14 protein-coding genes and 2 pseudogenes are annotated in these 20909 nt (G+C 58.6%); 3 read left to right on the top strand and 13 right to left on the bottom strand.

Annotated elements, in window-relative coordinates:
- The first annotated feature begins 457 nt into the window (after positions 1 to 457).
- Positions 458 to 2173: a tetratricopeptide repeat protein gene (locus tag Mal15_RS11405; RefSeq protein ID WP_147867871.1), complete on the top strand. Its 1716-nt coding sequence runs from the start codon at positions 458 to 460 to the stop codon at positions 2171 to 2173.
- A gap of 401 nt (positions 2174 to 2574) precedes the next feature.
- On the opposite strand, the gene Mal15_RS34020 is transcribed toward Mal15_RS11405, so the two are convergent.
- The 9 genes and pseudogenes from Mal15_RS34020 to Mal15_RS11365 form a co-directional block, all read right to left on the bottom strand.
- Positions 2575 to 2739, bottom strand: a complete 165-nt coding sequence (locus Mal15_RS34020) for a hypothetical protein (RefSeq protein WP_167546737.1) — start codon at positions 2737 to 2739, stop codon at positions 2575 to 2577.
- A 146-nt stretch (positions 2740 to 2885) separates the two neighbouring features.
- Complete coding sequence (locus Mal15_RS11400; protein ID WP_147867870.1) at positions 2886 to 4409, bottom strand: hypothetical protein; 1524 nt, start codon at positions 4407 to 4409, stop codon at positions 2886 to 2888.
- Positions 4410 to 4594: 185 nt separating this feature from the next.
- Positions 4595 to 6139, bottom strand: a pseudogene (locus tag Mal15_RS11395) (right-handed parallel beta-helix repeat-containing protein); the annotation flags it as partial.
- A 146-nt stretch (positions 6140 to 6285) separates the two neighbouring features.
- On the bottom strand, positions 6286 to 7470 hold the full coding sequence (locus Mal15_RS11390; protein ID WP_233903405.1) for an acetylxylan esterase: 1185 nt from the start codon (positions 7468 to 7470) through the stop codon (positions 6286 to 6288).
- Positions 7471 to 7953: 483 nt separating this feature from the next.
- The gene (locus tag Mal15_RS11385) at positions 7954 to 8883 is read right to left on the bottom strand and encodes a family 43 glycosylhydrolase (RefSeq protein ID WP_147871958.1); all 930 of its coding nucleotides are present in this window, start codon (positions 8881 to 8883) and stop codon (positions 7954 to 7956) included.
- A 135-nt stretch (positions 8884 to 9018) separates the two neighbouring features.
- The gene (locus tag Mal15_RS11380; RefSeq protein WP_147867869.1) at positions 9019 to 9402 is read right to left on the bottom strand and encodes a twin-arginine translocation signal domain-containing protein; all 384 of its coding nucleotides are present in this window, start codon (positions 9400 to 9402) and stop codon (positions 9019 to 9021) included.
- 111 nt (positions 9403 to 9513) lie between these two features.
- A pseudogene (locus Mal15_RS11375) lies at positions 9514 to 9975 on the bottom strand (sulfatase-like hydrolase/transferase); the annotation flags it as partial.
- A 122-nt stretch (positions 9976 to 10097) separates the two neighbouring features.
- Entirely contained in the window at positions 10098 to 11558 is a 1461-nt protein-coding gene (locus Mal15_RS11370) for a sulfatase family protein (RefSeq protein WP_147867868.1), read from the bottom strand.
- Between the two features lie 350 nt (positions 11559 to 11908).
- Positions 11909 to 13525 (bottom strand): sulfatase family protein, encoded by a 1617-nt coding sequence (locus Mal15_RS11365; protein WP_147867867.1) that lies wholly within the window; start codon positions 13523 to 13525, stop codon positions 11909 to 11911.
- A gap of 524 nt (positions 13526 to 14049) precedes the next feature.
- Between Mal15_RS11365 and Mal15_RS11360 the strand changes: the two genes are divergently transcribed.
- Positions 14050 to 14652, top strand: coding sequence for an EF-hand domain-containing protein (locus tag Mal15_RS11360; protein ID WP_147867866.1), 603 nt, complete (start codon positions 14050 to 14052; stop codon positions 14650 to 14652).
- 105 nt (positions 14653 to 14757) lie between these two features.
- Here Mal15_RS11360 and Mal15_RS11355 read toward each other — a convergent pair whose 3' ends face one another.
- Positions 14758 to 16605 carry a dockerin type I domain-containing protein gene (locus Mal15_RS11355; RefSeq protein ID WP_147867865.1) on the bottom strand — a complete coding sequence of 616 codons (1848 nt, stop codon included), beginning with the start codon at positions 16603 to 16605 and terminating at the stop codon, positions 14758 to 14760.
- A 542-nt stretch (positions 16606 to 17147) separates the two neighbouring features.
- On the opposite strand from Mal15_RS11355, the gene Mal15_RS35005 reads away from it, so the two are divergent.
- Positions 17148 to 17489: a PQQ-binding-like beta-propeller repeat protein gene (locus Mal15_RS35005; RefSeq protein WP_199773846.1), complete on the top strand. Its 342-nt coding sequence runs from the start codon at positions 17148 to 17150 to the stop codon at positions 17487 to 17489.
- 174 nt (positions 17490 to 17663) lie between these two features.
- Here the strand turns inward: Mal15_RS35005 and Mal15_RS11345 are convergent, their stop codons facing one another.
- The 3 genes from Mal15_RS11345 to fucP form a co-directional block, all read right to left on the bottom strand.
- Positions 17664 to 18359: a glycoside hydrolase family protein gene (locus tag Mal15_RS11345; RefSeq protein WP_199773845.1), complete on the bottom strand. Its 696-nt coding sequence runs from the start codon at positions 18357 to 18359 to the stop codon at positions 17664 to 17666.
- 61 nt (positions 18360 to 18420) lie between these two features.
- Positions 18421 to 19179, bottom strand: a complete 759-nt coding sequence (locus Mal15_RS11340; protein ID WP_147867864.1) for a class II aldolase/adducin family protein — start codon at positions 19177 to 19179, stop codon at positions 18421 to 18423.
- Positions 19180 to 19237: 58 nt separating this feature from the next.
- Positions 19238 to 20704: an L-fucose:H+ symporter permease gene (fucP, locus tag Mal15_RS11335; protein WP_147867863.1), complete on the bottom strand. Its 1467-nt coding sequence runs from the start codon at positions 20702 to 20704 to the stop codon at positions 19238 to 19240.
- Positions 20705 to 20909 lie beyond the last annotated feature (205 nt).

The following is a 20909-nucleotide window of genomic DNA, read 5'->3' as shown; positions in this document are numbered from 1 at the left end:
GAAAAACGAGATCAACACACCCTGCGAATTCCGCAGCGCGGGCCCTCAAAGAGTTTCATCGGTTTTCGCACAAAAGCTGCCCAGCGAGGGTCGAGTACGATGGCCCTTCCGGGCCGTCGATGGGACTCTGTGCGACGCTGCTAGAAAGGACGTCGTACATCCATCCGCCAATCGCACCCCACTCAAACGACCCATCCGTTCGTCTTTGTCGCATTTCGGGGCCTTCCGACTCGATCGCTTCCCGATCGTCAAATGCCTGTTCGGCTATACAAAAGTGACCGGCGTGATCATTTGACGAGAACACTCTTTGATACTGGTGGTCTGGCGACAGTCGAACACGACCGTTGCATCCGGAGAACGGAATTCCACTGTTGTGGGGCTCCGGCCGCGTAGACAATTGAGGTGATCTACCAAACAAGCCGCTCAATTCACGTAACCTTGCAATGAGGATTCAACCATGAATCGATTTCATTCTTGGCGTGTGTGCTCAGTGCTTCTGATCGCTTCCTTCGCGTGTAGCGACGTTGCCTGGAGTCAACAAGACTCGCCGCCCGGGGCGACCAGCGACCAGACGCCGGCGGAAGCGACGACGCCGCTGTTTGTGGGCATTACGGTCCACCATCGGGGCATCACCACCGCGTCAGACGATGCTCAGCGATACTTCGACCAGGGGCTGAATTTCGCCTACGCATTTAATCACGACGAAGCGATTCGGTCGTTTCAACAGGCACTGCGGTTCGACAAAGACTGCGCGATGGCATGGTGGGGAATCGGCCTTTGCCACGGCCCCCATATCAACAACCCGGCGATGGACGAACCGCGTTCGGTCGCCGCCTGGGAAGCCATATCTAAAGCCGCCGCACTTCGCGACCGCGTCACCGCGAAAGAGCGGGCTTTGATCGATGCGTTGGGAACACGATACGTTTCTGATGTCGATTCGAACATCACCGATCGCACGTCGCACAATCAACGTTATGCCGATGCCATGCGAGAGGTCTACCGACAGTATCCCGACGATCCGGACATCGCCGTCTTGTTCGCCGAGTCGTTGATGGATTTGCGTCCCTGGGATCTCTGGTCGGATGACGGCGACGCAAGGCCGGAAACGCCCGAAGTGCTGGCGCTGCTGGAGTCGGCCATGGCGATCCAGCCCAACCATCCGGGAGCCAATCATTTGTACGTCCACGCGATCGAAGCCTCGCCGACACCGGAGAAGGCTGCTGCAGCGGCGGATCGCTTGCGAGACTTGATGCCCGGATCGGGGCACATGGTTCACATGCCCGCGCACATTGATGTCCGGACTGGCAAGTGGGCGAAGGCTGCGGAGCAGAACGAAGCGTCGCTGAAAGTCGATGCCGTTTATCGCGACGCCTCGCCGCGACAAGAGTTCTACAAGATCTACATGCTTCACAACCCGCACTTCCTGTCGTACGTGTGCATGATGCAGGGACGCAGCGAACGGGCACTGTCGTCGGCCCGCGAAATGTTGCACGCCATCCCTGCGGAGTTTCTCGACCAGTCGGCGGCGCTGGCGGACCCATTCATGTCCATCGAATACCAAGTGCTGATTCGATTCGGAAAATGGGACGAGTTGTTGGAGTTGCCCCAGCCGCGAAAGGACTTGCCGATCACCAGCGCGATGTGGCGTTTCGCCCGTGCCACGGCACTGGCGGCGAAACAAGACTTTGCAGCCGCCGAGATCGAACAAAAACTTTTCCGCGAAGCCTGTGCCGCCGTGCCCGAAAAAACCATGGGGGCGATCAACAAGGGACGCGACATCTTGAAGGTCGGCCGGCACACGCTGGCGGGGGAAATCGCGTTCCAACGCGGCGACTTTGAAACCGCGATTGAGGAACTCAGGAAGGGAGTCCAGGCGGAGACCGCCCTGTTGTACATGGATCCGCCGGAATGGATTCAACCGGTGCGTCACTCGCTGGGCGCGGTCCTGGTCGCCGCCAAACGCTGGGAAGAAGCGGAACAAGTCTACCGAGCGGACCTCAAGGATTGGCCCGAAAACGGCTGGTCTCTGTTCGGACTGAAACAATGTCTGACCGCCCGAGGAGATCACGCCGCAGCAGCAGAGATTGAGAAGCGATTCGAAGCCGCCTGGGCAGATGCCGACACGCAAATCCAGTCGACCTGTTTGTGTGCACGGGGGATCGGATCACAGTGATTGGCGGAAGCCAGCGGTTTGAATGTCAAAACGCGAGTCGATGTCCACCGGCGATGCGGAACCGATTCGCGCGGACGGTCGGGTCCATCCGACTACGGCGAGGGGGCCGTCGCTCATTGGGGCCGATCGGACCAATGGGACAGACGGGACCTATACGTCCTATTTATCCTATTTGCCCCATCTCGCGATCGGTGCCCCATCCTCGAAGGAACGGCAAAACAATGGGGGCAAAACAATTCCAGGCTGTAATCGTTTTGCCCCCATCGTCTTGCCCCCATTGTTTTGCCCATTGTTTGTTGCCCGAATACGTAACACTTATCTAAAAACCAACCGCCCCGCCGAACAAATCTGTCTTCCGCGCGGCGGTCAGATTTCCCGCGTCCACGAAGGTGAATCTCGTCTCACCGGTCGTTGCCGTCCAAATCGACGTTGCGGGTGCGTTTCAAGGCCTGATCGGAATCCGAAACGATCGCGGCGGGCTGGTGCTGCGGGGAGTTTGTGACGTGTGCCTGCAAACAGACCACGGCAAGCAGGATGAAACGGTTGGTTGTCGATCGTAGGTTCATTCAATAATGCGAGCTGCAAGGGAGTTTTGGCAATCAGGATGGGGTGGCAGAATGATTCGGGGCAGAATGATGGGGTGTGTAGACTGGCGCCGAGCGGCGGATCGAAACCGATGTCTGGCATGCTCGCCTACACACGTCCGCCCGACTCATTCGGAAAATGACAGCGAGACCCGCTCAACGATCGGTTTGGATTTGTTCTCCGTGGTATCGGTCAGACGAAGTTCGACCTGGAAACCGTAGCCGGCCGGCAGGGTCGAGAGCTCCAGTTCGGCGGGTGTCTTCGCGATCTGCTTTGAGAACCCCGGGATGTAGTCGTAGGTTTCTTTGACTTCGGTCCAGTCGGTCCACTGATCGATCTTGTCATCTTGGTCCGTATCGACGCCGACACGCGCTTCGACTGACTCCACCCAGGGCCCGGGGCTGACGAAGTCGGTTTTCTGTTGGGTGGCCAGGTAGAACTGCCCTTCGGCGAACGCAACGTCCGGGTCGGGGTGCCCCTTGCCGATGTTGTCGCACCAGGAGAACGGTTCATCGATCGACGGCGATGTGAACCAGCCCACGCTCATTTCGTGACCGCCTGCCGGGTCGTAGTCACCGAACAGGTAATACCGGCCGCCGATACAAATCGCTGCCCAATCGCCATAGGCCTCCTGTTCGGGTTCATGAATGTTGTACTCGGCGACGTTCGTTTTGTAGTTTTGGGGATCTTCTTTGGCCCAATGCGGATGCTTGTACGTGCCGATCTTTCCGGTCGGGTTGGTGCGGTTGTCGACGGCCGGTTTTCGAAAGACAAACCCGTCGATTCCATTCGGGCTGACGGCGTGTCCGGCCAGGGGCGAGTCCCAGGAACGCTTGTTGGCACTGATCGGGCTCCAATCCTCGATGATGACATGCATGTTGCCCTGCAGGTCGCGAATGAACCCGGCATCGCTGCCGTGAGACGGGTCTTTGACCGCCATGCCCATGTTCTTTCCCGGTTCGCCGTCAAACAGATCCTCGTCGACGTAGACGTGTGGATCCTGGTCGTTGGGGAAGTCGTAGTAGATCAACGCCTTGCCATCGACCCATTCGGCACTGGTCACCCATTTCGAAAACGCTTCGGTGACCGGACCGTGATGGACCCAATTCTTCATATCGCGGCTCTGCCAGGCATGGTATCCGCCTTTACCGGGTTTCAGTCCGCCCGGCGCGTCGAACTGATTGGGGAACCGAGTGGTTTGCAGCGGGATGTCGAATCCTTCCAGCGTCACAGGTTGCGGCTTGAAAGGCGGTGTCGACTTCGCCCCCTGTTTCTGACCTTTCTTGCGCCGAGGCTGACCACCTCCGTAGCGGCCGAACATCCAGTAGTTGTCCGGCGCCACGGTCAGCAAGACCGGGGCGTCGGCCAAGTTGACCGGACCGAGGTTTTCGATGGGGTTCCAGTTCTGCCAGATCGGCGACTGGTCGATGACGAGCGATCGGGCCGAACGTTTTTCGTCGGAGCTGTGAATTCGCGTGACGATGGTCGCGGTCTTTGCTGTCGGCGAAACCGAGCCGCCAGCGACCGTGGCGCCTTCGGCGGTTTGGATGTTCGTTTTCCAGTCGTCGGCGCTGTCGATCGTCCAATCGGCGGCGCAGAGTTGAGCGCCGGCGACCAGCGTGGCGAGGAGTGAAATGGAGCGTAAGTTCATGGGGCTTGTTGGGGTTTTAATTGATCAGTCGTGGTTTATTTAGGGACGTTGCGGAATCAATCCGACCTTCGATAGGTCGATGGGCACAATGCCCAATTTGAGTGCCGGTGAATCGGGTCGAAGTCGGAAATCGCCGTTTTCAGGGTCAACAAACAACGGATCGGTGGCCAAGCTATGCTTGTCGATTCCGTCGCGTTGTGAATCTCGTTCAATTCGATCAGGTTGTCATGTGAATGCAGGTAGGGGCGGACATCCTCCAGCGTCGGTTGTCTCGGCAGATCTTCGATTTCGTGTCTGCGGATCGTGCGACTCAACTCGCGACCGTTTTTGTCAAAGAAGTGCGTCATGCAGCCGGAGACAATCATTCCGCAGTACGGCATGTGGTGAATCAGGTTGTTTGCCACGCGATTCTGGTCGCTTTGCCAGATCATCACGCCGGGTGAATGCAAATAGATTTTTCCCAGGTCATGAATGTGGTTGTTGTAGACCAGGTTGTTGCCGTTGACATCCTTGGTGCCGGGGCCGTAGCCGCACAGCAGGATTCCGGCCCCTCCCAAATGCTCGATGTGATTCCCGGTGATCTTGTTGCCTTGGCCATGCAGATCCACACGAATCGCACCACTGCCGCTGTGGGCAAAATGACATTCCTCGATTGAACAGTTCTCCGCCCCGCGCAGGCGAACGAGCGTGTTGGCTTTGTCCAACATGTCCCAATCGTGCTGCAACCCGGCATCGTCCTGGTCCAGGGCGTATCGGTCGCCATGCATGAACGTCAGACCGCGGAAATGCAGGTTCCGCACAGGGACGTCGATGGGGCCGTGGTTGTCGATTACGCCTTCGACTCGAATCAATTCGATCAATCGCGGTGCCATCACCGGAGACTCAAGCGGTGACTTGCCTCTCGGCCACAGGTAGACCTTTCCCTGCTCGGTATTGAGAACCCACTCGCCCGGCTCGTCGAGTTCTTCGAGCACGTTTTCCACCCAACACGATTCGGTCGTCTTCAGGAAATGAAGCGGGTTCATCGCGTACGTGGCTTCCATCGACGTCTGGGCCATTTGCCGCGGCTCGTCAACGGACTCCAGCGGCAGCACATTGCAAATCCAGGCGTGATGCGGACGGACCACGATTTCCACGTCATGCACGTTCGGCCAAGCTTTTAGCTTGCCTTTGGGAAAATGCAGCCGGTTGCGGCTGCCGCCGGAAAGCGGGATGAAGCCTTCCGAGCGAGCGCGAGACAGCATGCCCTCGGCATCATAGAGCGTGAAAAACCGGTCCGACACATCGGCGGTCCACAGTTTGCCGGCGGCTTCATCGGGCAGGCCGGGCAACTCTCCTTCGACCTTTTTCCAACCTTGAATTTCCTGTCCCGAACTAAAGACGGGAGTTTCGCCTGGGTAGGCGGCATAGGTTACGGTCGAACCTGATTTCCCCGAGTCCTGCAGACCAAACACCACGGTGTTATCAACGCGATAGGTTCCACCACGGATCAGAACCACGATGTCGGATGGCTTTGTCTTTTTCAGCTCGCGAACGGCATCCCGGGCCCGCACCAGCGTCGCAAATGGGCCATCGGTTCCCTCCGCGTTGGCTGCCGCCAGTGTGCCGGACCAGCGATCGGATCCAGTGGTGGACACGAAGAAGTCAGCCTGGGGACCGGCAGCACCGCAGGTTGTACTGTTCGCTGTCAGGATCGCCAGCGTCAGTAGCACGATGAATGAGTGTCTCATTGTTTTGATGTCGGTAAAAAGAGAGCACTGATACGAATGACTTGGGTAAAACCGCTGGTGTTCAGGTTTTAGCCGCCCCCTGTCGCTGCTTCGCAGCGACGGGAATCGCCTAAAGGCTAGACACCAACGGTCGCTGAAACCATTCCTCACGGACGCTGTTGAACTTCAACGTACTGCGAACTAATCGTCAGATTTCCGGATTTGACATTCACAAAGCAGGACGTCGTGTGTTCGGGCAAGTCCGCGGTCGCCACCCAGTGTTCTCCCTCACGGGTGAGCGATGCGGGAGATTCGACCCACGTACGATTGCCTGTGAATCCGGTGTCGGTCGTGGAGATCAACACGGCGCGATCCAAAGGTTTGGACGACGAAAGCGTGAACTGGATCGATGTCCCGTTCATTTGTGTGCCCATTTGGCGACACCACGGTTTGCCGTCATTCACGACACTTTCCGCGAACGCGTAGCTGTCCGGCGGATTCCAAGCGGCCGCCGTGCTGTGTCTCATACCGGGCAGCAGCGCGACCAGGAACTCGCCACTCATCGCACGATAGCTGGCCGCCTGGCTGTCGAGCGGAAAGTGATTGTCTTGCGGCCATGAAAACCACAGTGTCGGCATCGTCGCGTTAGGCAGGTAGTGCAGCGGGTCCCAAACCTGACGGTAGAACGTGTTGTCACCCAACGCGGCGCCCCAGTGATTGTCCACGTCGGCCATCTTTCCGCACCCATAGGTCGGAATGGTAAACGCGAATCGGGTATCGATTCCCATCACCGTGCTGGTGATGACACCGCCCCACGAAACGCCCATCACGCCAACCTTGTCCTGATCAACTTCCGGCAGGGAACGCAACAGCGAGTTGGCCAGGATGGTGTCGGCCAACGCGTGGTACATCCACTGATCCTGCAGCGGCTTGGACACATCCTGATAGTGTCCCGCGCGCGGGGGACCGGGCCATTGATGTTTCGCCCACTTACGCGGTGCTTCGCGGCGTTCGGCCTGTCCCTCGTGCGCGATCGCAATCGCGGCAAAACCCTTTTCATTCCATTTCTCAACCCACTGGCGAAATGCCGTCCCACCGCCGCCATGAACCAGCACGATGCCCGGAACTTTCCCACTGCGATTGGATGGCAAGCCCAGCCACGCAAACACCTTGGTCGGCCGGCCTTCATAGTCCAAAGCATCGTAATAGATCGGGCGGATCGTTTCGGTGCGTTCGAATCCTTCGGCATCCATCATCGCCGGAGGTTGGGTGAGTTGGCCGAGCGCGAGGACGTCGGCGCGTTTGGATGCGAAGTCGTCCGCATCGGCGACACAGGCGACGCTTAGAAGCAAGCTGGCCAAAACCCCGGGTGCGCTGCAACGCGTCGACGTAGCTACGCTTACCAGAGCGTGGATGGCAGAGGGGAACCACCTTCTGGCGAAGGTAGCTACGTTGAATCGGTGATTGATGATGTGTCGCACGTGAATTGGGACCGTCCAGTTGATGATGAACAATAAATTCGTTTGAGAAAGATAAAACCGTTTGTCTCGTTGTACGACGTCCTTTCTAGGTCGTCGCACCGAGCCCCTTGAGCGACAGCCCGGCAGGGCCACTGTACTTTCGAAAAGGAGTCGTTTTAGAATGGCACGGGCATAAGCGTTGGTGTCTAGCCTTTAGGCGATTCTCGGTCGCTGCTTCGCAGCGACCGTGGGCGGCTAAAGCCTGAACACCAGCGTTTGCTGCGTTTCTTTTGACTGATGCCCGTGCCATTCGAGTCGCTCTAGGCGAAACGCTCGCCTCAAGGCTACACACCAGCGGTTGGGTGTTCGACACGCTTATTCCCCCGCCGGCTTCAAATCGAAACGTTCGACAAAGGGAAGAAACCCCTTGCGGCTGCCGATGTGAACGCCCCAGCGGATTTGGGTGCCCTTATCGCAGTCGGTGAAGGCTTCGGGGCGATAGGCTCCGGCCGCGTGTGGGACGTTTTTCACGTTGTGGGTTTTCGTGAAGTGGATGCCGTCTTCGGCATAAACGATCGAACGCACCCATTCTTTGGGGCCGGTTGTTCCGATCAACGCGGCAACGCCCTCGCCCTGCGGCCAAACCAAGACTTCGTGGTTGCCCGGGATCACCGGGTTGCCTTCGGATCTGACGTAGGGCCCCTGTGGTTTGTCGGCGATCGCAAGCCCCAGCTTGGTTTGCCCCGGGCCTTTCCCGAGCTGACGCCCCTTGTAGTAGAACCAATACTTGCCGTCGCGGACGATCAGGCAGGCATCATCGACCAAGTGAGAATCGAAATCCTCCGGATCGTCGCTGTTGGTCAGTGCCGGGTTGCTATCGAGTCGCTCCCAAGGTCCGTCGGGCGAATCCGAGACGGCGATTCCGATTTTCGAATCCGGATTGAAGGGCCTGCCGAACTCACGTGAGGTTCCGGTGTAGAACAACCAATAGCGTCCTTCGGCGACCAAAATGTTTGGCGTAAAGACGCTGGCGCCTTCCCAGGTTCCCGACTCGCCTTTCCCCAGCGCCATCCCCTTCTCGGTCCAGCTGTGGCCATCGGGCGAAGTGGCATACCAGACGGTCGCGTCGTAACCGGGCGAGATCTTGCCTTTGGAATACCAGACGTAGTAAAGGTCATCGACCTTGATGATGTCGCTGGGGTCACGGCGCATCACGCCTTCTTCAGCACCGATGCCTTCGGCGTCGGAGTAGACGACTTCGACGGTGCCCAATTGCGATTGAGCCACCGCGACGTTGCCAGCCATCACGGCGGCAGCACTAGCGATCCAGACCAAAATTCTCACGATGATTTCCTCTTTTAGGGATTGGTTGCTTAGGATTCCGATTGGCCGGGCCACGCGGCGGATTGTTTCACTGTTCTTCATCACACCACGTGAAGATTAGAGTTCCAGCAGAAGCGTTTGGCCGGCCGTGATGTCCAGGCCTTGGGAAAAGTGAACGATGATGCGTCGAGCATCGCGTTGGATTTTTGTCGTGATCTCACGGTCATCGAGTTGTTCCCCCGAAAACACCTCGGCTTGGCCACGGTTGGTCAGCGAAGCCAACCACTCGGCGGACAGTTTTTTGTCGGCCGGCACCAGATGATCGGAAACATCGGCCTTGGAAAATGGCCCCGCCATGGCCTGGGACCCGCCGGGCAACACGGCTGCACCGCCACCGGCGCCGATCGCGCCCAGAAAACTCCTGCGTTGGATCGACCGTCCACGACCAACGCTCGGGGACGAGCACGAATTCTGACGCTCTTGGAGGGTTCGCTCGGGCATGGGCTAAGTCTTGTCTTGCGGATTGGCCAAATGATGGGGGCGCTGGTCGGAACCGATGACGTGGACATCGCCGATCTGGGCGCGAATCCGTTCGGCTTCCTGCATCAACTCGGCGTCCAGGGGATGGGAACCGTTGACATGAAATCCGAGGTGCCATTTCCCGACCATCTTGTTGTAGTAGCCGGCCGACTTCAGCAGCTCGGCAAGGGTCAGCTCCTCGGCCGCGATTCCGTATTCGGCGTATTTGGGGGTGTTGTGCCTGGAAATCGGATGCCCGCAGCGCATCGGATAACGCCCGGTCATCAATGCGGCTCGCGACGGACCGCAAACGTTGGCCGCGACCAGACAATCAGTCCAGCGGAACCCCTCGCGAGCCAGGCGATCGATCTGGGGTGTGTTCAACGTCGAACCATAACAGCCCAAGTCACCGTAGCCGACATCATCGGCGAAAATCAAAATGATGTTGGGCGGTCGGGCCGGACTTTCCGCAGCTGCCGTTCTGGTCGATGCCAGAAGCAGTAACAAGCTGACACTGAAAACCAATGTCAGAAGGCCTCGTTGTACGACGTCCATTTTAGGTCGTCGCGGTGAGTCCTGTGGACGACGGCCCGGAAGGGCCATCGTACCCGGAGCAACGGCCGTCCCAATTTGGATGGCGGCCAAAGCCTGTACACCAACACTTGAACAATTCTGACTCATTTCGTTCTTTGTCTCTGCGTGCGCGGCTTTTGTTTCCCTGTTTCCGCTTTCAACTCCGGATGTCGCTTCAGACGCTCGGCGTGGATCGCCTTGCGTGTGGCGGCATCGACCGTCGGCCAGTCTTTTCCATGGCTGATGACCGGCGCATCCTTAATCGCCGATCCGGTCGGGCGTTGGCCATCGCCCCGTTGCATAAACTCCCCCAGTTCCTGGCGAGTCTGTTCGGCCATGCGTACCATCTGCCGGACGATATCGGGGTTGGCCGCGGAGACGTCTTGCGACTCGGCAACGTCCAAACGCAGGTTGTACAGGACGGGTGACTGGATCCGTGTGAAGGCCTTGTTCTTGTCCCAAAACGGGAGCTGCTCGCTGGAACGCGGAAGATGCAACTTCCAGTCGCCGTGACGAATCGCTTGCAGGTTCTCGCAGTTGTAATAGTAGAACGGCTGGTCATCGGCCCGAGTCAGCTTTCCGCCGATCAAGAGCGGCATCAGGCTGACGCCGTCGTACACGCGATCGTCCGGTAGCGTCTGGCCAATGATCTCCGACAACGACGGGAACAGATCCATGGCGACGACCGGCGTGTCGGATTGGACGCCATGCTTGATCACCGCCGGCCAATGAAAAATGAACGGGACGCGATGGCCGCCTTCGAAGGTCACATACTTGGTTCCGCGATAGGGGGCCGCGTATTGCGGTTTCACCGGACCGTTGTCCGATGTGAAGATCACGATCGTATTCTCCGCGATCCCCGCCTTGTGTAGCGCGTTCATCATTTCGCCAATTCCCCAATCAAGTTCCTCAATCACGTCGCCGCGGACGCCGTCCTGGGACGATCCGACGAAGTCCTTGCCGGCTTTGTAAGGCGTGTGGGGATAGTTGTGCGAGAAATACAAAAAGAACGGTTGGTCGCCGTGCTCGGTGATGATCTTCACCGCTCGATCCGTGTACAGCTTGGTCAGCTGGGCCAAGGGAGTTTGCGAATAGATCTCCTGCTTGCCGTCGTAAAACGTTGACGAGTGCCCCGCGTTGTTGGGCATGCCGTAGTAGTGATCAAACCCGTGCCGGAAGGGATGGAATTCGGGTTCCTTGCCGAGGTGCCATTTGCCGATCAAAAAGGTTTCGTAATCTTGCTTTTTAAACTGCTCCGCCAATGTGACTTCATCGGGATTCAGCCCCAGAAACCAATGTTCGTCACGGATCGGATTGATTCCCATATAGAGGCCACATCGCTGGGGATAGGCACCGGTCAGAAAAGCCGCCCGCGACGGGGAACAGATCGAAGCGCCGGTATGGAAGTCCGTGAACTTGATCCCTTCGGACGCCAAGCGGTCGATGTTCGGCGTCTGCACCTTCGTCGCGCCGTAGCAGCTGATGTCGGAGTATCCCAGGTCATCGGTCAAAAAGAAGATGACGTTGGGTCGCCGCGGCGTCTGGCCGAAACCGAGTGATGGCATCAGCGCGTGAATCAACACGCCGGCGAGCAGGACAATGAAACAACTCCCGCGAAACGCCGCGGTTTGCTGTTTGACGGACCGCGCCGTGGGACGTCGACTGTCTAGGTGACGAATCTGTACGTAGCGGAAGTCGCCAAGACTTTCGTGATTCGGGGGCGGAAATGACGCTTCCGGCGCGGGCCCTCTCTGGCGTTTGCTTGCTGCGCAAACGCCGTCTCTCCCAGAGGGAGAGAATTTGGAGGGGGTGCCAAAAGTTGCAGTCATACAATCGACATCCATTGGCAGAAAGTGGATTCCAGGCGCTTTCCACGCTCTGGCGAGCGTAGCTACGTCAGAGCGAGCGACCGCGCTCATTGCTTGGTCACCTTCGGTTGACGATTTCGTTTTGGGTTCTTTGCTGCCGCCTTTTGGGGGCGATAGCTTTCCAACAATGCCTCCATTTCCTTCACGACCTCGGGGAATCGGTTGTAAACGTTTTGGGTTTGGCGGACATCGTTCTGCAAATCGTAGAGTTGGGCGCGCGGCGCGTCCGGCTTGTACCTGCCGTTTTCGATGTCGCTGTTTACGCTGCCGACAAACGCCGTCGCCGGCGGTCCGCCCCAGGCGTGTTGGTGTTCCTTGCTGCCGCTAAATCCGCCGCTGCCCCGCGCCCCGATGTACAACCACTTTCCTTTGCGGATGGCCAAGTGCGATGGCTTGTGCGGCGCAAGGAGCAACTCTTCGCGAAGCGGCTCGGACGGATCTCCCAGCAAGGCAGGCAGCATGTTGATGCTGTCTTTGTTCTCCACCGATTCGGGGTCCTTGCCGACCAACGCCGCAAACGTGGCAAGCAGGTCGACGTTGCAGATCAACTGGTCCGACTTGCTGCCCGGTGCAATCTTGCCGGGCCAGCGGGCGATGAACGGAACGCGATGACCGCCTTCCCAGGCACCGAACTTGAATCCCAGCAGATCGCCGTTGATCCGATGTCCCGCCCTGACCGCGTTGCGGCCACCCAGATTCAACATCGCGCCGTTGTCGCTGGTGAAGATGACCAGCGTGTTGTCACTCAAACCATGCTCCTCGAGCGACTTGGTGACTTGCCCGACCATCCAGTCCAATTCCTGGATGAAGTCGCCGTAGAGCTCCGCTTGGCTTGAACCCTGAAAGTTTTCTCCGGGGGTAAAGGGGTGGTGAATGTGGGTCGTGGCCAGGTACAGAAAGAACGGATTCTGCTTGTTGGCGGTGATCCAGTCGACCGCCTTGCCCGCCAAGACCGTTCCGACCGTGTAGTCGTTGTAGTGTTTGTGAGCCTCGACCGCCCCTTTGAACATGTTAGGCGTGCGTTGCGAGGCTTCGGGGGGAATCTTGGTGATCGGCGTTGCGTCCTTGTGTTGGCCCCGGCCGAGATAGACCAGCGGGTCGGCCGGGTCACCGCCGACGATGCGATCATTTTCGACGTAGACATACGGCGGGGCGCTGTTGACCACGGGTAGTCCGAAGTAGTAATCGAACCCGAGATCCAAGGGGCCGGGACGCAGCGGTTCCTGCCAGTTGTTGGTCCCCTCACCGAACCCCAAATGCCACTTGCCCAGTGCCGCCGTTTTATAGCCGTTGTTTTTGAAAACGTCCGCCGTGGTCAATTTATCGGTGTCAACGATCAATCCGCTGGTCACCGGCGCCGGTCCCCACACGCCTTTACCACCGTTGGCGCGGAGCGGATACTCGCCGGTCAACAAGGCGTAGCGCGAAGGCGTGCAAACCGCGGACGCGGAATGAGCGTCGGAGAACATTCGCCCTTCTTTGGCCAAGCGGTCGATGTTCGGCGTCTGCACCTTGGTTGCCCCGTAGCACCCCAGGTCACCGTAGCCCAGGTCGTCGGCAAAAACCAGCACGACGTTAGGGGGAGTGTCAGCTGCGTGACTGATGGAAACGGTCATCAGTGGCAAGAAGAAACAGACCAGGAACGCAAGGGAGTTGACTTTCATTGGATGTCGATACGTCGTGGGGAAATTGGATCGCAGCGATAGCGATCATGGTTCAGACAAGTTCTCGTTCCATGCGCCGATGAACATGAATCCGAACGATACAAAGGGGGCTCCATTCTATCCTGATTCGCCGAGACGTTTGGGAGAGGGCGATGGGGCCGTTCGATGGACAGACATGTCAGCAGTGCGTCAGGCGACGCCGCGCCGCTGAACGCCGTCGCTTAGATTTGACGTGCGTGTCCAACCACCGGTGATGGTGACGAAGCGTGCGGGACAACGAGGAATCTGACGTGCCCCGGTCGCGGTCGCTGAAGTCCCCAAGTTCATCCGCTTTATCGTCGTCGATCAAGCTGTCGTCGCGAGAACGGAATGCGACATGGGGTCAGGGTTTTGCGACAGAGAAATCCGAAAAAGCGTGGCCCCTGTCGCGCGGAGACGACGCATTGTCACCCGTCGGGCAATCAGCTTGCCGACATCAATGCTCGAAATCAATCGCAAAGCACCAGTTTAGTGGAGAAGTAGATATGGTCCGTCGTAGCGTCCAAGGTGCCGTGTTTTCCGGAATCGTTTTGGTTCCCGGTCTTCTGTTCGCCCAGCCGCCCGGTCGTGGTGGACAACAAGGCGGGATGCGGGGCGGTCCGCCCACCGAAATGATCTTCCAGCTGTTTCAACAAGCCGACACGAACGGGGACGGCAGCGTGACCCAGGCAGAGTTGACGACGGCGATGCAGACCATGGCTCGTGGAGATCGACGCGGACGTGGTGGTCCGCCACCGCAAGGCATGCAGCCAGGGTTCAACCAGCCGCAGCAGTTGCTCGGCGCGGGCGGTCCACCGCCTCGTGCCGGAGGTGAAGGCGAACCAGGCGGACATCCCGGACCGCCGCCTCAACCGGGGCAGGTGTTACCTGAACCGATCGCAGCCTCGCTGAACCTGACCGACCGTCAATCACGCCAACTGGCCGCACTGCAAGCCGACGTTGACAAGCGGCTCGCAGCGATCTTGACCGACGAACAAGAAACTCAGCTTCAACAAGCCGGGCCGGCGCATGGACAGGCATTCGGACCAAGGCCCGGTGAAGGCCAACCGGGCGAGCGGTTTGGCGGCCGGCCCGAACGTCCGCTGTAGGGAGCAATAGGAATTGACCTGGCGACGCTCGCCAGGGCGTGGAGCACACTTGGGATCCAGCTTCTGGCGCAGGCAGCTACATAGGACGAGCGGCGGACGACATCCTTAGAACAACAGGCCATCGTCGGTCAGTGCAGCATCGACCGACGCGATGCGGTTGCTCTTGTCGCGATTGCCGTCCTGTTGGCGTCCGCCGTTTCCGTTTTTCTGTGGGTCGTTGTTTCGGGCCGCGTCATCGCTCACCGCGACGGAGAACTCATCCGCCACGCCGGCGGCGATCGCGCTGCCCACGTCTTGCCCCACGGTGTCGTCGAAGTTGAAGTGGATGCCCAGGTAGACTCGACTGCGGCCGTTCTCGGCCATCGCTTCGCTAAAGGAACTGAACGAACGCGTCGCGTCGTCCAGTTCAATACCATATGCGGCCTGCAACTCAGGGTTCTCGATCAAGTATTCCAATTCAACCGACGTCAATTCAAAGGCAATGTCGTCGGTGCCATAGAATTCCTGCAGCGTTGCGAACAACGCGCCTCCGAAGGTCGCGTGGCCGGAGATGTAGGTTGGAAACTGTGGAGTGAATCCGGTCAGGTCTTCGCCATTGGGAGCGCCCAATGGGGTCCAGTCGACATCGCCTTCAGTGAGTTCGTTTCCGTCGCTATCGCCGGCGCGGATCGCCGTGACCGGCCGCCAAAATTCTTCGCCGAACTTCGTGTCCCAGGCAACGATCCCCGCATCGGCCATCGCGACCGACGCCTGGGCGAACAGCGCCGCATTCTCTTCCATCGAATTGCCCTGTTGTTCGGCGATCTGGAGCAAGACGTCGTTGAACAGTGCCAGCGGCGTGCCAAGCCCGACGCGGTCATAGGCCCAGAACAGACCCGCCTCGGTTTGATCGTCCGTGCGAACCTCGCTATCGACCGAACCCAACTCCAGGACTTCATCGTAGGCGTCCGCGTACTCCTCGCTGGTCAGGTCGGGTGGCGAAGCGGGCAGGAACGCTTCGGTCGAACCGATCGCAAAGGTGTCGACCTCGCCCCACGCCGGCCCCCAAGCGGGGACATCGGGACTGAGCGGATCGGGTTGGAAGTACCCTGCTTCATCGGTGTACTGATACTGGCCGATCACGTCGGAACCATCATTGGCGCGAATGGCCAGAATCGTGCTCCCGATCTCGCTGCCAAGCGTCCGACTTGCGTCGGTGCTTCGGTCGGACACGGATCCCGCAAGGCTGGACTCCAAGAACGCATCAAGCGTTTCTTGTTGGGCGGGATACAAACTGCTTAGCACGGTGTAGGCTGCTTGTGCTGCGGCGATTTCTGCCGACAGGTTGGCATCGCCGCTGGGGTCGATCGAATAGTCATAAAACGTGTCGGCGTCGGATCCGTCGGTCGCGATGCCGACCGCATCGTAGATGGCAAGATTCAGCATCGCCATGGAGCGGGACGCGTAGCCGGGGTTTTGCAGCGTCGCCTCGGCATCCGCCAAAATCTCACCGAATAGATCGTTCCACGCAAGCACCACGTCGGAGCTTTCGTCGGAAAGGGTGTCGTCATCTTCGTCGTCGTTCGGTTGATCGGTCTCGTCCGTTGGTGAGTCGGTCGGAGTGTCCGAGTCGGGATCGCGATTGCCGAAATTTGCGTTGTCGCGGCCGAGGCGATTGATGACCATCAACGCGTCGAGCGCCGAGTCGCGACCGTCGTTGTTGACATCCGTCATGCGTCCGGGACCGCGCTGGTCTGATTGCTGGTTCGATCGGCCGTCGACGGTCCCAGAACCCTGCGTCTGACGGCTCATTTCGTTGATCACGGCCAACGCATCAAGCGCCGAAACCTGCCCGTCTTGGTTGACATCCTCGGGCATCAGTTCGTTGTGAAAGAGATTGGCCGCCAGCAACTGACGTGATTCAAGCGATTCGGTTCGCAGCCGACGCCGCGTCTTGGATCGTTTTTGAGCCATGGAGACACCTTGTTGAAACGATGGGGAAGCGAAGGAGCCAAGAGGCGTGGGGCTCTATGAAAGGCAAATTGCGGCGTCAAAATGTCACAGTTCCACGGTAATTCGGCGTCATGGTGCTTCGGCATCAACACCACCGCATGGCCCTCCCGTGTGGAGTCCGTGCGGTTCTTGGCAAGCAATCCTCCTGGCAGGAATGCCCACGGATGGCAGCGCGAACCCACGGATGTGATGCGGTCTGGGATCCGTGGGATCGCGCTGCCATCCGTGGGCAATCGACCTCCCTGTGGTTCAATCCGGCCAGAGGGATTCGCAAGAGACCTTTAGAATCAACGACTTATAGACCGCACGACTCGGCCAGCGGAGGTGACGCGCATAAGCAACCGAACCCGGTCCGTCTTGTGAATCTTGTGGCCCGTCGACCCATAAAACAACGCATTGAACTTCGAGTTGAGAACGTTCCGAACCGGACGCTGAATGTTCTCCGCTTCCTCCGTCTCGATCCATCGGCCCGCGCCAGCCCCCCATCAAGGAACCGGAACGCCATGCCCCGCTCACTGATTGCCGCAATCTGCTTATTCGCTGCTACAAATCAGCTCCCCGCCGCAGACTGGCCTGCGTTTTTGGGACCGGAGGGGGCCGCAAGATCCAGCGACGTCGTCCCCACCACGTGGAGCAACTCTGAGAATCTCGCGTGGAAAGTCGATTTACCCGGGACCGGTTCATCCAGCCCGATCATCATCGGCGACCACCTGTACGTCGTGACGCGTCGCAGCGGCACGATCATTTTCAAGCCCGGCGATTCATTCGGACCGCTGGCGCGAAATGTCATCGAAGACGACGAGACCGTCTCGCAAACCATCCATGAACCCGACCATCGAATGTAGAACGCAGGACCGGTTGTCTACCGCAACTCAATGTGCGTACGTGATGATGCGCTGCGAGTGTCACCGTGTTCTCCGAACTCGGCGTGCGCGAAATCAGGAAGCTTTGCCCTGCGCCGACCTCGGTGAGGACGGCGACTGTCCAGCCCAATCGAAAACGAAGCTGCGGTTAGACTGCTAGTGCTGCACAAAACCCTCCACATCCTCCAACACGATCTGCTGGCGTTCGTCTGTACCACGGAGCGTCAGTTGGACGTTCTTAAATTCGATGTTCTTCGCATGGCGGATGTACGCGCCCCAAGCGGGCAAGACGCCAAAGAAGAACTGTTCCGGATAGCGGTCGAGATCCTCCGGCACGTCCCGTTTCGCGTCCGCGGCATTTCCGTGCCCCGGATACGAGATCGTCACATTCTCCAAGACAACGTTCTCGATAGGGTGCCCTGGAATACCGGTGATCATGATCGGCCCCGCCTTGGACTTCTCTTTGTCGGTAACGCCAGGCGTTGTGTCGACCTTCAGTCCTTTGTACGGCGCCTCCGTCGCCTTGGCCCGATCCTCGATCGTCACTTCAGCGACCACGTCGCGGACGCATACGTTTTTCAATTTCCCGACCGGGGCTTTCTGGTCGCGGTTGCCGTAGGTATTGCCGCGGTCGCCCAGACGAACGAAAACCGGGGTGTCCACGTTTTCGATCACAATCCTTGTTATGTCCACGTTCTCCAGCCGTCCACCATCGACCAACTCGCAGTCAGCCTGTGCGACCTCATGTGCCGTCACATCCGAAAACGCCGCGATGACGCCCAACATTTTGCCGTGGGGATCAAGCACCGGCGACTTTCGAACTAGAACGCTACGGTCGACTTCGCCAGCCATGTTCGGCTCGATCTGCGTCCTCGGCTGACCTTGCTGGCACGATCTCTCTGACTGTTATCGGTTAAAGCTTTAACGCCCGTTGCCGGTAATGTTCGTCAATCCGGTTGGCGATGCGATCGACGTCCTCGTCGCTCATGAACACCGGCCCGCCCAACGCCGATGCACCGACGAAGATCTCCGCCGACTTGTGCGCCATCAGCATCGCGGCTTTGACCGCGCCGGGGGTCTTGCCCAGCGTGATCAATCCGTGATTGGCCAGCAGAATCACTCTCGGTGGCGCGCCGAACTCGTCCATGAATGCCTTCGTCTTGTCGCGAATGGATTGTGACAGTTTCAGGCCGGGATCGGTGTAGGGCACGAACACAGACTGGGCACCGCAGCAAACGACTTCATCGGGAAACAGTTTACGGGTGGCAAACTCTTCGGCCCGCGGCGAACACAGGATCTGGTTGACCGGGATACTGTGGGTGTGCCCGATGAATCGAATGTCCGGCAGCGATAGCAGGTAGGCATGAAACAGCGTCTCGACGGATGGTTTTTTGGATTCCGGGTCGACGCGACAGGCCAGCAGGTGGTCTTCGATCTCCTGGTCACTCAGTGCGTCCAACTCCAGCATCGGCAACAGTTTGTCGAACCGGCAGGCAACGACGTCGTCTTCGGCGAGTGTCTGCAGGCAACTGCCGCTGGCTTTGACGAGAAACGTTTCCTCGTCGATTCGCGCCGACGTGTTGCCTTCGCCTAACATCGCCAGTCCACGATGTTCTTCGCCGAGGAAGCGGGAAAGGGAAAGAAGTTCGTCCAGATTGGTTTGAGTGTTCATTGCAGGGGGAACGTTTGGTTCGGCCCTTTGACAGGCCGGTGTCAAGTGGAGGGTCGGGTCAGGTCGATGCAGGTTCTGCGGTATTCTTTGCGGCCAAAAAATTGACCGAGAATCCGAAGATTGCGATCACGACAAAGCAAACAAAAGGGAGAAAGAACGAGACACGCACCGACTCCAGTGCTTGGCCGGCGATCGTCATGCCGTCACCGTCGATCAGGGCGCCTTGGAATCGTGGCATGAATGCGCCGCCGACGATGGCGAAGATCAAACCGGCCGAACCGAGCTTGGCGTCATTGGGCGACAATCCGGTCAAGGCGATGCCGTAAATTGTCGGAAACATCAGCGACATGCAGGCCGAAACACCGACCAGACAGTACAGTCCGGTCATGCCTTGCAAGAAAATCGCCCCCAACGTCAACAGGCCACCACCGACCGCCAGAATCCCCAGCAACAATCCGGGGCGGAGGTACTGCAAGATGAACGTGCAGATAAACCGACTGGCCAGAAAAATGCTCATCGCCAGAATGTTGTAATTCTGGGCCTGGGCCGCGCTCAGCCCCACCAGCGTCATGCCGTAGTGAATGATGAAGGTCCAGCACATGATCTGGGCGCCGACGTAAAACGCCTGGGCGATCACGCCGCCGACGTATCGCCCGCTGGTCAACAGATGCTTCATCAACGGGAGCAATTCGATCTTGTCTTCTTCGTGTCCCGTGTCGGGTAACTTTGAAAAGATGAAAATCAGCATCACTGCGATGACGATCACCGCGATGACGACGTAGGGCGTTTTCACGACGTCCAGATCGTGCGCCACCATCGCCTGATGCGCTTCGGGATCGGCCTGCGCACTGGCTTCCATGGCGGATGTGATCAAGCCATCGACTTGGCTGGGCAGCATGGTTGCGTATTCCGGATGGGCCGCCTTTTCCGCTTCGCGAAACTCGGCCACCTCCAGGCTTGGCAGAATCAGCATGCTGGCAACGACCATTCCGGTCAGCGAACCGATCGGGTTGAATGCTTGGGCGAGATTCAATCGTTGGGTCGCCGTTTCTTTGGGGCCCATCGACAGAATGTAAGGGTTGGCCGTTGTTTCCAAAAATGCCAATCCGAACGTCAAGACATAGAACCCGACCAGAAAGATATTGAAATTCATCGCCACGCTGGCCGGGATCGTCAGCAGGGCTCCGACGGCGTACAGCAGCAGCCCGATGATGATTCCCGACTTGTAGGAAACCTTGCGGATGACCAGCGCCGCGGGAATCGCCATCGTGGCGTAACCGCCATAAAACGCCCACTGGACCAGGCTGCTTTGAGCGTTGCTGATCAGGAAGATCTCTTTGAACGCTCGGACCAGCGGATTGGTGATGTCGTTGGCAAAACCCCAGAGCGCGAACAAGGTGGTGACGAGGACAAACGGATAGACATAGTGCGACGGCACCACACGATGCGTTTGCTTGGTGGCGTCACTTGATGGAGCTTCGTTGTGATTGCCGGGGCTTTCCAAATCGACCTCGTTTTCGTTCATCGCCTTCCCACCGCAAGCCGTGTTGATCGGATTCCAATACATTTCAAAGCACGCATCTTGGAACCTGGGATGGAACGAAACACGTCACGGCCACCTGTCTCGATATCGCGTTTGAGAACACGTTCTAGGTTGATCGGTCACGAGGATCGAGGAGCGGACACGACACGGGGGTAATGAATTGCGACATCGACTCTGGCGTGACAGA

Origin of the sequence: Stieleria maiorica (genome assembly GCF_008035925.1) — a bacterium.
In the GTDB taxonomy this organism is placed as follows: domain Bacteria; phylum Planctomycetota; class Planctomycetia; order Pirellulales; family Pirellulaceae; genus Stieleria; species Stieleria maiorica.
This window is presented reverse-complemented; position numbering and strand designations above follow the sequence as displayed.